The sequence below is a fragment of the Nocardiopsis ganjiahuensis DSM 45031 genome, from assembly GCF_000341085.1.
GTDB lineage: Bacteria > Actinomycetota > Actinomycetes > Streptosporangiales > Streptosporangiaceae > Nocardiopsis > Nocardiopsis ganjiahuensis.
The window spans coordinates 250,232-261,747 of sequence record NZ_ANBA01000008.1 but is presented as its reverse complement, the minus strand read 5'-3'; the positions used below and the strand labels follow the sequence as shown (position 1 = coordinate 261,747).

The 11,516-nt window shown below is 70.5% G+C and carries 10 protein-coding genes; 5 read left to right on the top strand and 5 right to left on the bottom strand.

Translation table 11 applies throughout. The annotated features are described in order from the left end of the window. Positions 1-275: 275 nt before the first annotated feature. Complete coding sequence (locus D458_RS0109840) at positions 276-1,097, bottom strand: SDR family oxidoreductase (RefSeq protein ID WP_017586570.1); 822 nt, start codon at positions 1,095-1,097, stop codon at positions 276-278. 203 nt (positions 1,098-1,300) lie between these two features. Between D458_RS0109840 and D458_RS0109835 the strand changes: the two genes are divergently transcribed. The 3 genes from D458_RS0109835 to D458_RS0109825 are packed head-to-tail and all read left to right on the top strand — an operon-like array spanning position 1,301 to position 4,040. Continuing rightward, on the top strand, positions 1,301-2,326 hold the full coding sequence (locus D458_RS0109835) for a tyrosine-type recombinase/integrase (protein ID WP_040702300.1): 1,026 nt from the start codon (positions 1,301-1,303) through the stop codon (positions 2,324-2,326). 50 nt (positions 2,327-2,376) lie between these two features. Further along, on the top strand, positions 2,377-3,192 hold the full coding sequence (locus tag D458_RS0109830) for an exodeoxyribonuclease III (protein WP_026119160.1): 816 nt from the start codon (positions 2,377-2,379) through the stop codon (positions 3,190-3,192). Between the two features lie 11 nt (positions 3,193-3,203). After that, positions 3,204-4,040, top strand: coding sequence for an alpha/beta fold hydrolase (locus D458_RS0109825; RefSeq protein WP_017586567.1), 837 nt, complete (start codon positions 3,204-3,206; stop codon positions 4,038-4,040). A gap of 94 nt (positions 4,041-4,134) precedes the next feature. On the opposite strand, the gene D458_RS0109820 is transcribed toward D458_RS0109825, so the two are convergent. The 3 genes from D458_RS0109820 to D458_RS0109810 form a co-directional block, all read right to left on the bottom strand. Beyond that, entirely contained in the window at positions 4,135-4,920 is a 786-nt protein-coding gene (locus tag D458_RS0109820; protein WP_017586566.1) for a class I SAM-dependent methyltransferase, read from the bottom strand. Positions 4,921-5,019: 99 nt separating this feature from the next. Continuing rightward, entirely contained in the window at positions 5,020-5,673 is a 654-nt protein-coding gene (locus tag D458_RS0109815; protein WP_017586565.1) for a response regulator, read from the bottom strand. After that, the gene (locus D458_RS0109810) at positions 5,670-6,947 is read right to left on the bottom strand and encodes a sensor histidine kinase (RefSeq protein WP_017586564.1); all 1,278 of its coding nucleotides are present in this window, start codon (positions 6,945-6,947) and stop codon (positions 5,670-5,672) included. Before D458_RS0109810 ends, D458_RS0109815 begins: the two co-directional genes overlap by 4 nt. 356 nt (positions 6,948-7,303) lie before the next feature. Between D458_RS0109810 and D458_RS0109805 the strand changes: the two genes are divergently transcribed. Then, entirely contained in the window at positions 7,304-8,746 is a 1,443-nt protein-coding gene (locus D458_RS0109805) for an amino acid permease (RefSeq protein ID WP_017586563.1), read from the top strand. 414 nt (positions 8,747-9,160) lie between these two features. Beyond that, positions 9,161-9,712: a hypothetical protein gene (locus D458_RS0109800; protein WP_017586562.1), complete on the top strand. Its 552-nt coding sequence runs from the start codon at positions 9,161-9,163 to the stop codon at positions 9,710-9,712. Positions 9,713-9,820: 108 nt separating this feature from the next. On the opposite strand, the gene D458_RS0109795 is transcribed toward D458_RS0109800, so the two are convergent. After that, positions 9,821-11,455, bottom strand: a complete 1,635-nt coding sequence (locus D458_RS0109795; protein WP_017586561.1) for a hypothetical protein — start codon at positions 11,453-11,455, stop codon at positions 9,821-9,823. Between the last annotated feature and the right edge of the window lie 61 nt (positions 11,456-11,516).

Below are 11,516 nucleotides of genomic sequence, written 5' to 3'. Positions count from 1 at the left end.
GAGGTGGGGTGGGGGTGCTGCTTGAGCGGTGGCGCTCCCCTTTGTGGTGTGTGGGGTGGTGCTGTGCGGGTGGGGCGGAGGGTTTCACGCTCGACTCCGGCTTGGTACGGGTCTTGCTGCGTGGGCGTGTGGGGCTGGGGTGTGCGCGGCGGGCGGGTGGCCCGGGCTGGTGGAGGCGGACGGGCACCGGGCGCGGGGCATGGTGGGGGTCCTCTCCCCCGCTGCTGGCCCTGCCTGGGGCGCGGGGGCGTGAACCCTCCCGGGTTGTGTGGTGGTCAGGTGAGGAAGTCGTGGGCGCCGCGCAGGGTGGTGCGCAGGTGTCGTTGGGTGCGGCGTGAGTCCAGGCGCAGGTCCAGGGGGCCGGGCGGGCCCGTTTGGGCGCGGCGGGAGCGGGGCAGGCGGTGCGGGTCCAGGCCTTGGCGGCGGGCGATGAGCACGCCCAGGGCGTGCCGGCTCAGGGCGTGGGGTCCGGCCAGGTGGTGGATGCCGGTGCGGGTGGTCTGGGCCAGTTCCAGCAGGGCGGCGGCCAGGTCGTGGACGTGGACGGGGCAGCGGATGTCGTCGGTGAACAGGGCTCCTTCGGTGTGGCCGGTGGCCAGGTCGCGGACGCGGTGTTCGTGGGGTGAGTCTCCGTCTCCGATGATCAGGGAGGTGCGGGCGATGAGGGCGGTGGGGTCCAGGGCGGCCACGGCGGTCTCGGCGGCGGCTTTGGCGGCGCCGTAGGGGGTGGTGGGGTCGGGGTGGGCGGTTTCGTCGTAGTGGGGGGCGTGGCCGGAGAAGACGGCGTCGCTGGAGAGGTGGATCAGGCGTGCGCCGGTGGTGGTGGTGGCCTGGGCCAGGTGGGCGGGGCCGTGGGCGGTGGTGGGCCACTCGTGTTGTCGGTAGGCGGCGTTGATGACCGTTCGGGGTCGCAGGGTGGTGATCAGGTGGTGGACCTGGTGGCGGTCGCGTAGGTCCAGGGGTTCCCAGTGCACTCCGGGGGTGGCCGGTGGCGGGGTGCGGTGGTGGGTGGCGGTCACGGTGTGGCCGGCTGCTGTGGCCTGGCGCAGCAGGTGGGTGCCCAGGAAGCCGGTGGCTCCCACGACGAGGAGGGTCATGGGCGCACGTTAGCGCTGTGGGGGTGGGCGTGGGTGGTGATCGGTGTGTTGGGGTGGGTGTCGGGTGCGGGGTGGATCAGCAGGTGGGTGGCTGCTCCCCCGCTGTGGGGGGTCTGCTCGGGTTGTGTGCGGTGGTGGCGAATCCTGTGCTGGGGCGCGGGTGGGGTGTGCGCGGTGGGGCGCTGATCGGCAATGCTGGGGGCATGAGTGGCGATGCGGTGTCGGTGGAGCAGGCGATCGAGCGGTATCTGGTGGCCAGGCGGGCTGCCAAGCCCTCACCGCACACGGTGGCGGCCTACCGGCGTGACCTGGTGGGGGTGCTGGGGTGTGTGGGGCGTGCGTTGGGGCGTGATCCTGCGGGTGTGGGGTTGGGTGAGTTGGAGGCGGGGGTGTTGCGGGAGGCCTTCGCGGAGTTCGCTGAGGAGCGGGCTGCTTCGAGTGTGTTGCGGGCCTGGTCGACGTGGAACGGGTTCTTCGCGTTCTGGGTCTCGGAGCGGGTGGTGGCCGGTAATCCGATGTCGGCGGTGCCGCGGCCGCGGGTGAAGCCTTCGGGGCCCAAGCCGTTGATGGGTGAGGACACCCCGGAGCGGTTGTTGGAGGCTTTGGCGCGGGGGGCGAGGCGGGCGCGGGATCCGTGGCCGGAGCGGGATCTGGCGGTGTTGGCGCTGGCGTTGTTGACGGGGATGCGTTCGGCGGAGATGCTCTCGCTGCGGGTGGAGTCGTTGGGTGGTCGGGCCGGGGAGCGGCGGATCCGGGTGGTGGGCAAGGGTGGTGGGGAGCGGGTGCTGCCCATCGAGGTGCCGTTGGAGGCGTTGTTGGAGGCCTATCTGGAGTCGCGTCGGGTGCGGTTCGGGGTGGCGGTGCGGGGTGGGGATCCGTTGTTGGTGGACAACCGGGGTCAGGGGTTGCGTCGGGGTGGGCTGCAGTACCTGGTGAAGCAGTGTTACCGGTATGCGGGGGTGAACGATCGGGTGGCGCGGGGGACGTTGGTGCACGCGTTGCGGCACACGTTCGCGACCCGGTTGGCGGAGGACGGTGCTTCGGTCACCGAGATCATGCATTTGCTCGGGCATGCGTCGGTGACGTCCTCGCAGGCCTACATCGAGGTGACGGCCCGGGCGCAGCGGGAGGCGGCCTCCTCCAATCGCACCTACGGGGTGTTGCGGCGTCTGGCCCGGGACGGGGTCGAGGGGCAGGGGGCGCGTGAGGACGTGGGCGGTCAGGGGTGAGCGGCCTCTGGGGGGTTGGTGTGGGGGCGGGGGTGGTTACGCTGAGGGGCGTGAACCAGTCGAGTTTTGTTGTGTCCAGCGTCAATGTCAACGGGTTGCGGGCGGCCGCGAAGAAGGAGCCGGGGTTCGTGTCCTGGTTGGCTGCCACCGAGGCTGACGTGGTGTGTTTGCAGGAGACGCGTGCGGAGCCTGATCAGCTTCCGGCTCAGGTGGTGGCGCCGCAGGGGTGGCATGTGGTGTTGTGCCCGGCGGCGGCCAAGGGACGTGCGGGGGTGGCGGTCTATTCGCGTGTGGAGCCCGACGAGGTGCGGATCGGGTTCGGTGAGGCCGAGTTCGAGGACTCGGGTCGTTACGTGGAGGCCGATTTCGGTGCGGTGACGGTGGCCAGTCTGTATCTGCCCTCGGGTGAGGTGGGTACTCCGCGTCAGGAGGAGAAGGAGCGCTTCATGGAGGCGTTCTTGCCCTACCTGGTCAAGCGGCGTTCGCAGGTGGAGTCCCAGGGGCGGGATCTGTTGGTGTGCGGTGACTGGAACATCGCGCACAAGGAGGCGGATCTGAAGAACTGGCGGGGCAACCAGAAGAACTCGGGTTTTCTGCCCGAGGAGCGTGCGTGGTTGTCGCGGGTCTTCGAGGAGGCGGGGTATGTGGACGTGGTGCGTTCGCTGTACCCGGAGCAGGAGGGGCCTTACTCGTGGTGGTCCTACCGTGGTCGGGCCTTCGACAACGACACCGGGTGGCGTATCGACTACCAGGTGGCGACGCCGGGGTTGGCGGGTCGGGTGGTGTCGGGTCGGGTGGAGCGTTACCCCAGCCGTGAGGAGCGTTGGTCCGACCATGCTCCGGTGACGGTCGAGTTCGAGAAGTAGGAGGGGGCGTCATGGGTGTTCCGATCGTGTTGGCGCACGGGTTGCGGTCCTCGTCGAGCATGTGGCGGCCGCAGGTGGAGTTCTTGGAGGCGCAGGGGCGTACGGTGGTCGCTCCCGACCTGCCGGCGCACGGGTCGCGTCGGGGGGAGGACTTCTCGGTGGGGCGTGCGGTGGACACCGTGTTGGAGGCCATCGATTCGGTGGGGGGCCGGGCTCTGCTGGTGGGGTTGAGCATGGGCGGGTTGATCTCGATCGCGGCGGCGGGTGCGGCGCCGGGGCGGATCGCGGGTCTGGTGGCGGCCAGTTGCACGGCTCAGCCGGCGCAGTCCTTGGCGCAGGTGTACCGGATTCCGGCGGTGTTGATGGAGCGGTTGCCGGACAAGGGTGCGGCGGTCAACGAGCGTTTCCACCGGTTGACGTTGCGTGATGGTGCGGCTGATGCGGTGGTGGACGGCGGGTTGGCGGTGGAGGCGGGTACGGCGGTGATCGACGAGCTCTCCACGATCGATGCCCTGTCGGCGTTGGCGGCCTATACGGGGCCGGTGTGGTTGATCAACGGGTCGCGTGATCACTTCCGTATCCACGAGAAGGCGTTCTTCGACGCGTGTGTGGAGGGGCGGTTGGTGAACGTGCCGCGGGCCGGGCACATGGTGAGTCTGGATCAGCCGGAGAATTTCTCGCGGTTGGTCTCCGATGCCGCTGATGTGGTGGGGGCGCGTGAGGTGCGGGCGGGTCTGGAGCCCGGTTCCCAGGTGCCTGATGAGGTGGACTCTCCTCCTTCTGATGTGGAGGAAGAGGTGGAGGCCGGGGTGGACTCGGTGGTGGAGGTCGATCCTGAGGGGCCCTGAGCGGGTCCGGTGAGAGGCCGGGCTGGTGTGGGAGCAGGAAGGGGGGCGGTGGGCCGGTTGGCCCGCCGCCCCCCTTTTTTTGTTGTGTGGGGGTTCAGGGGTGGTGGGTGGGGTCCTCGGTGTGGGTGCGTTGGCGGGGTGGGGTGGGGATGGCCTGTCCGGGGCGGGGGCGTTCGGGCAGGCGGAAGAAGATCATGGGGTTGTGGGTGGATTCGCGTACGGGGGTGTCCAGGCCCAGTTCGGTTTTGAGTTCGTTCAGTGCCTGGTGGTGGTGGGGTGCGCGGGCGGCGGAGGCGGTGAAGTAGTCGGTGGTGTTGTTGGCCAGCCATTTGAGGACGACGGCGCCTTCGGTGAAGGGCAGGGCGTAGCGCTGGTGGAAGACGTCGTGGACGCTGACGGGGATGTGTGGGGGCAGGGTGGGCAGCAGGTGGTGGATGTACCAGCGGGCGAACCATCCGTTGTGGGCGGCGTCGATGAACAGGTAGTCGGTGCTGGCGGGGATGTGGGTGATCTTGGCGCGGACGTCGCCTTTGGTGAAGGTCCAGCGGTCGCCGGCCAGGGTTTCGGGGACGTGGTTGGTGGCGTGGTCGACGATGTCGAAGGAGTGCAGGTGGCCGGTGCCGTTGTCGCGTAGGGCGGACAGGATCCAGGAGGTGGACCAGCCGTAGTAGGTGCCGATCTCCACGACGGTGGCGGGTCGGTGGTGGCGCAGGAGCAGGTAGGTGATCTCGGCTTCGAGGTCGTCGAGTTGGGGGGTCATGGCGGGGTCGGCGTCGGCGAAGTGTTGGCGTTGTTGGTCGCGTACGCGTGCCAGGTCGTCTCGGTGGGTGCGGTAGAGGGTGGTGATGAGGTCGAGGTCGATGGCTGGCGCGGTGGACATGGTGTTCTCCCCTGGGGGTGCGTTCTGGGCCGCCTTTGAGAGCTGAACGTAACAGCGTTGTTGCTGGGTGTTGGTGCTTTGGTGGGTGTGTCGTGGTTTTCAGCGGGGGCGGGCGGGGTGGATGAGTCCGGAGTCGTAGGCGGCGATGACGGCTTGGGTGCGGTCGCGTACGCCGAGTTTGGTGAGGATGTTGGACACGTGGGTTTTGACGGTTTGCAGGCCCAGGTGCAGGTGGGTGGCGATTTCGGCGTTGGTCAGGCCTTGGGCGATGAGGGTGAGGGTTTGGGCTTCGCGTTCGGTGAGGGTGGTGATGGCGCGGGCGGCGGGGGTGGGGTGGGCGGGTTGGGTGGCGGCCATGGCGCGTAGGGCGGTGGGGAAGAGCAGGGTGTCGCCGCGGTGGACCAGGCGGATGGCGGCCAGGATGTCTTCGGGTGGGGTGCGTTTGAGGAGGAAGCCGTGGGCTCCGGCGCGTAGGGCGCCCCAGACGTAGTCGTCGTTGTCGAAGGTGGTGACGACGATGACGCGGGGTGGGTGGGGGGTGCGTTGGAGGGTGTGGGTGGCTTGGATGCCGTCCAGGCCGGGCATGCGCACGTCCATGAGGATCAGGTCGGGGCGGGTGCGGCGGACCAGGTCGGGTACGTCGGCGCCGTCGCAGGCTTGTCCGGTGATGTGCATGTCGTCCTCGGCGTCGATGAGGGCGGCCAGGCCGGCGCGGATGAGGGCTTCGTCGTCGACGAGGTTGATCCTGATCACGGGGTCTCTTTCCAGGTCAGGTGGAGTGTGAGGTGGAAGTGGGTGGTGGTGGGTGCGGCGGTGAGGGTGCCGCCGATCAGGTGGGCGCGTTCTTGCATGCCTTGGAGGCCCTGTCCGGCGTTGCGGCGGTGGGGCAGGCGTGGGGTGTGGGGGGGTAGGGGGTTGGTGACGGTGAGGGTGAGGGTGCCGGGGGTGGTGTTCAGGGTCAGGGTGAGGGGTTGGCGGGGTGCGTGGCGTAGGGCGTTGGTGAGGGCTTCTTGGGCGATGCGGTAGGTCTCGCGGGAGAGCAGGGCGGGGATGTGGGTGAGGTCGCCGTGGATGTGGCAGGTCAGGTCGGTGCCGGTGTGGTGGGTGGCTTGGGTCAGGTGGGTGAGGTCGCCGAGGTCGGGTGGGGGTGTGGTGGGGGTGGTGGTGTCCTCGCGGAGCAGGCCCAGGGCGTGGTCGAGGTCGGCGGTGGCGGTGCGTGCGGTGTCGGCGATGTGGGTGAGGGCTTGGCGGGCGAAGTCGGGGTTGGTGTCGATGAGTCGGGCGGCGGTGGCGGCTTGGAGGGTGACCACGGACAGGGCGTGGCCGAGGGAGTCGTGGAGTTCGCGGGCCAGGCGGTTGCGTTCGGCGAGGCGGTGGGCGTGGGCGTGGGCTGCGTTCAGGCGGTCGGTGGGGGTGGGTCCCAGTAGGTGGGGTGCGGCTTTGGTGAGGAGGTGGCCGGTCAGGGAGATGGTGTAGATCAGGGCCAGGACCCAGGCCAGGGCCAGGAGGGGGCCGCTCCAGCCGGGGGTGGAGGGGGTGTGGCCGAAGAGGGTGAGGGTGCCTTGGGCGATGGGGTGGGGGCCGGGGGCCAGGGGGGCGATGGCCAGGAGTGCGGCTTCGGTCAGGGCGGTCATGGTGGCCAGGCAGACGGCCATGCCGGTGGCCAGGTGGAGGTGGAGCCACAGGGTGGTGCGCCATCTGCTGCTGGTGGGGGTGTTGTCCAGGGGGGTGAGCAGGGCGCGGGCCAGGTGGAGTTGGCCGGGGCGGGTGGCGGGGATCAGGGCGGTGGCGGTGATGAGGGTGGTGCAGATGAGGGCGGCCAGGGCGATGTTGGCGGGGGTGGGTTCGGTGGCGCCTGGGGTGGTGGCGGGGTTGGTGTTGATGATGAGGGTGCTCAGGACCAGGGAGGCCATGAGGTAGGGCATCAGGAGTGCGCCGCCGATGATGAGGTAGGCCCAGCGTTGGTAGGTGTGGGTGGTGACCAGGGGGTGTAGTGCTGTGGTCAGCGGGGCGGTGAGCTGGCGCATAGGTGGATCGTGGCACGGGTGGGTGGGTGTGTGCCTCCCTCTGGGGTGGGAGGGCGTGGTGGGGTGATGGGTTCGGTCACGGTGGGGATGGTGTGGGGGTGGTGGGGTGTTGCAGGGTTCGTGGCATGTGGGGGGTGTTTGTGGTGGGGGTGGTGGTAGTGCCGTGTGCCCTGGTGTGAGGTGGATGACCTGGATCACTTTCATGGGTTCATGGGGTGTTTTCCGGGGGTTGGTGAAAAATGTGATGAACCTTTCGTCCTATGGTGGGGCCCGTGACACGCAGTGATACGTCGTCCGAAGAGACGGCACAAACAGACAACGGGTCGGGGCTGGCACACTCGCTGCGCCGCCGACACATGGCACTGATCGCGATCGGCGGATCGGTGGGCGCCGGGCTGTTCATCGGCTCCGGTGCGGTGATCCAGACCGCGGGACCCGCGGCGGTTCTCTCCTACGCGTTGGCCGGAGCCCTGGTCTTCTTGACCCTGCGGGCTCTGGGCGAGATGGTCGTCTCGGTTCCGGCCGGTGGCTCCTTCTCCGACTACGCCCGCCTGGCCTTCGGGCCCCGGGCGGGGTTCACGATCGGCTGGGTCTACTGGTGGATGTACGCGGTCCTGGTGGCCGCCGAGTCCGTGGCCGGAGCCGCCATCCTGAGCCAGTGGGTGGAGGTGCCGGGTTGGGCGCTGGCGCTGGTGGTCCTGCTGGCCATGACGGCCGCCAACCTGATCTCGGTGCGCGTCTTCGCCGAGACCGAGTCCCTGTTCTCCCTGATCAAGGTCGCCACCATCGTGGCCTTCCTGCTGGTGGGCGGTTTGTACGCCTTGGGGCTGTGGAGCGGGTCGGGGGGTTCCACGGTCACCAACCTGTGGGAGCTGGGCGGGTTCGCCCCCAACGGCTGGGTCGCGGTCCTGGGTGCGACCGTGGTGGTCCTGTTCGCCTTCGGTGGCGTGGAGATCATCACCATCGCCGCCGGTGAGAGCGCCGAACCCGAGCGCGGGGTGGCCTCGGCCATCACCAACGTCCTGTGGCGCATCGGCCTGTTCTACGTGGCCTCCATCCTGGTCGTGGTCATGGTCGTGCCCTGGAACTCCACCCAGCTGGACCGCAGCCCCTTCGTGGTGGTCATGGAGACCGTGGGTGTGCCCGGTGCTTCGCTGATCATGGAGATCGTGGTCCTGATCGCGGTGCTGAGCGTGCTCAACGCCGCCATGTACACCTCCTCGCGGATGCTGTTCATGCTCACCCGCCAGGGCGATGCCCCGCGGGTGCTCAAGGGCACCAACCGGCGCGGGGTTCCGGTGCGCGCCATCTTGTTGGGGACCGTGGTGGGTTACGCGGCCGTGGTCGCCGACTACCTCTTCCCCGGCCAGGTGTTCCCGTTCCTGGTCGCCTCGATCGGGGCGATCCTGCTGGTGCTGTTCCTGACGATCTGCGCCTCGCAGCTGGTGGTGGGCGCCCGGGTGCGCCGCAACGCCCCCGAGCGGCTGACCCTGCGCATGTGGGGCTTTCCCTACCTGACCTGGGCCACCCTGCTGGGGTTGGTGGCGATCTTCCTGGCCATGGCCACCCTGCCCGAACACCGCCAGGCCCTGTGGGCGACGATCGCCGCGGTGGTGGTGGCGGTGCTGGCCTACGAGGCGCGCCGCCTGTTCGGGCCCACCGAGCCCAGCCGCAGGGTGTTGGGTGTGGAGGGGCGGGCCACCCCCGAGGAACTGGACCGCATCGCCGGCACCGGCGCGGGCGGGGTCCAGGGGGCCGAGGGGGCCCTGGCGGGTGAGGACCCCTCCCCCGGCCGGTAGACCCCTGGCCGGGAACACTCTTACGTCAGCTCCACCCGGGGCCCCTACCAGCGGGCCCGAGGACATTCGTGGCGCCGTCCCCCACCCGGGGGCGGCGCCACGGTGCTTTCGCGGGTGAGGGGCGGCGCCCTGCGGGGGTGCTCGTGCCCCGCGGGTGCCGGCGGTGCTGTTCGCGTCGGCCTCGTGATGGCTCTTGCGGGGCCTGAAGGGCTCGGAGGTAGAGAGAACAAGGCCCGGGGTGGTGCTGGTCGGGTGCTGGGTCGCTGGTGGGCGCAGCGGGGTCTTCGGGGACGGCGTGGCTGGTGAAATGGGTGTGGTGCACCCCGGTGTCCGAGATGGCCGGACTGGTGGTTGTGGTGCCGATCTCGGTTTTTGTCGCTAAGGTGCTGCTCAACCCCTGAGAGGAGCACCCCCGTGCGACATTTCGTCGGCTTCCTGTCGGGCCTGATCCTGGGCCCGGTACTGCTACTGGTGACCGGCTGGGCGTTCGCTCACCTGCGGGGCCTGCACGCGGCCGGTGCGAGTGCCCTGCAGGGCACCGGACCCGTTGCACTGGCCGGGCTGGTGGGCGTGGGTCTGCTGGTGGCCCTGGTCGCGGTCCCGCCGCGGCTGACCCCGATGCTGCCCTTCTCCGCGGCCCTGGTTCTGGGCGGGGCGACCGCCACCGCGCTGGTGCGCATGCACCTGCTGGAGCGGCTGCCGGTCCTGCCCGGCGTGGAGGGGGCCCTGGTGCTGTTGCCCCTGGGTGTGTTCGTGCCCCTGGTGCTGGTGCTGTCCGCTCCGCTGTTCGTGGGCGCCCGCTGGGTCCGCGAGGAGGAGGGCCCCACCGAGGAGGAGCAGTACTTCGACGGCCTCTACGACGAGGACGACGACGAAGGCGGGGACCGGCTCCGTACCAGTTCCACCCGGGCCGAGCCGGTCGCGGTCCACCACGAGCCGCGCCACCGTCTGGAGGATGAGCACTGATCCTGCCCGAACGCCGTGGGGCCCGGGAGCGAGTTCGCTCCCGGGCCCCACGGCGTTTCGCGGACGGGCCTGCGCCCGGCACCGGGCGGGCTCTCCTGTGCGGGGGGCTCAGCGCCAGGCGGGGCCCCAGCCCGAGCTCTGGGAGACCCCGCGCGGCATCCGGGGCAGCCCGGTGGGGGCCGCCGGTGACGGTCCGGTCCCCTCCTGCTGCTCCTGCTGCTCGGCCCCGGCGGGTGCCGGGAGCTCGGTGGTGGCGGGCTCTTCCTGGGCGGGCTCCTGCCGGGTGCGTCCGCGGGGGCCGGGACCCGGGGCGTCGTGCTCGGCCGCGGGGGGCTCCCCGGAGCCGTGGTCCGTCGCGGTCCGTTCGGCGCTCTGGGGGGCCTGCGGGGTTCCCTGGTCCGGGTCCGGGTCGGGGTCCTGGTCCTGTCGGGCGGGGTCGGCCTGGGACCGCTCCGGGGCGGTGGGGGCGCTCTGGTGTCCGCCGTTCTCGGGTTCGGCGGGCCGGGCCCCGGCGCCTTCGTGTCCGCTCTCCTCGGGCTCAGGGGCGGGCTCGGGTCCGGGGGCCGGTTCGGGTTCGGCCCGGGGCATGAAACCGCGCACGCGCTGGGCCTCGGTGCCCGAGGCCTGCCCGGGGCTGTGCAGCACCACGGGTTCGGGCAGGGGCGTGTGGTCCTCGGCCTCGGGGTCGGGCAGGGCGGGCTCGGCCGGGGCCACCCGCTTCCACCACAGGGCGGCCTCGTCCTCGCTGAGCTCGGACTCCACCTCCAGCCAGCCGCGCACGTGCGCGTGGCGGCGCCCGGCGTTCCAGGAACGCGGGTAGGGCTGCTCGTCCAGGACCAGGACGTGTTCGCCGTCGATGGTGGGGATCTCGGCGGGCACGCCCTCGTTCCAGACCCAGGCGCCGTCGTGGGCGACCATGTTCCACCAGCCCCACACGGTATGGGCGGCGGGGTCCACGGGGCTGTCGCGGAAGGAGGCGGTCCAGCGCGGGTCGGGTGCGTCGCCGGGCAGGCCCTGGCCGTTGGGTCCGATGAGGGCGTCGGCGAGCAGGGTGTGGAGTTGGAAGTTGTCGCCGATGCCGTCGAAGAGCACGCGGAAGGCGCGGCCCGAGGCGCGGTCCATGACCAGGGCCGAGGTGGCCTCGGCCATGCGCAGCAGGGCTCGGACCTGGTCGAACTCGGTGAGCAGGTCGCTGAGTTGGTTGGCGATGGCCACGAGTTCGGCGTGCAGGGAGGGGTCGCGGCGTATGTGGGCGCGCACGCTGGACTCGCTGAGCATGGTTTTGGCGGCCAGGCCGTGGCGGCGGATGGTCCACCAGCACATGGTGGCGGCGGGGGCGTCGGTGCCCAGGTCGGCGGCGACGCGGGCCTCGGCGTCGGCGGTGACGGCGTCGGGGTCGGGCGGGGTGCCGCCGCCGGTGCGTTCCCAGGCGCGCAGGAAGACGATGGCGCCTTTGCCCATGGTGCGCAGTCGGTGCAGGATCTCGATGCCGGCGGGGCCGGGGTCGGTGCCCATCTCGACCAGGGCGCCGGCGACCACGGACAGGTCGGCGATGATGCCGGGGGCGGCGTGGTCTCCGGAGAGCAGGGGGGTGAGGGCCTCCAGGGCCAGTTCCCGTTCGGTGGTGGGGATCTGGGAGGCCAGGAGGTAGACCTTGTGGACGGCCGGTGGGAACTGTTGGGGGTCCGTGGCGACGGAGGCGTCGATCAGTTCTTGGAATGCCGCGCGAAACTCGTCGACCATGGGTCCGTCCCCTTTCTCACGCAACCAACCTAATGTCTCATCAGGGAAGGATCGCACTTTA

What these genes read in the sequence shown, in the direction of transcription:
- D458_RS0109840 (WP_017586570.1), bottom strand. Translation starts at nt 1,097, where the DNA reads ATGACCCTCCTCGTCGTGGGAGCCACCGGCTTCCTGGGCACCCACCTG.
- D458_RS0109835 (WP_040702300.1), top strand. Translation starts at nt 1,301, where the DNA reads ATGAGTGGCGATGCGGTGTCGGTGGAGCAGGCGATCGAGCGGTATCTG.
- D458_RS0109825 (WP_017586567.1), top strand. Translation starts at nt 3,204, where the DNA reads ATGGGTGTTCCGATCGTGTTGGCGCACGGGTTGCGGTCCTCGTCGAGC.
- D458_RS0109820 (WP_017586566.1), bottom strand. Translation starts at nt 4,920, where the DNA reads ATGTCCACCGCGCCAGCCATCGACCTCGACCTCATCACCACCCTCTAC.
- D458_RS0109810 (WP_017586564.1), bottom strand. Translation starts at nt 6,947, where the DNA reads ATGCGCCAGCTCACCGCCCCGCTGACCACAGCACTACACCCCCTGGTC.
- D458_RS0109805 (WP_017586563.1), top strand. Translation starts at nt 7,304, where the DNA reads ATGGCACTGATCGCGATCGGCGGATCGGTGGGCGCCGGGCTGTTCATC.
- D458_RS0109795 (WP_017586561.1), bottom strand. Translation starts at nt 11,455, where the DNA reads ATGGTCGACGAGTTTCGCGCGGCATTCCAAGAACTGATCGACGCCTCC.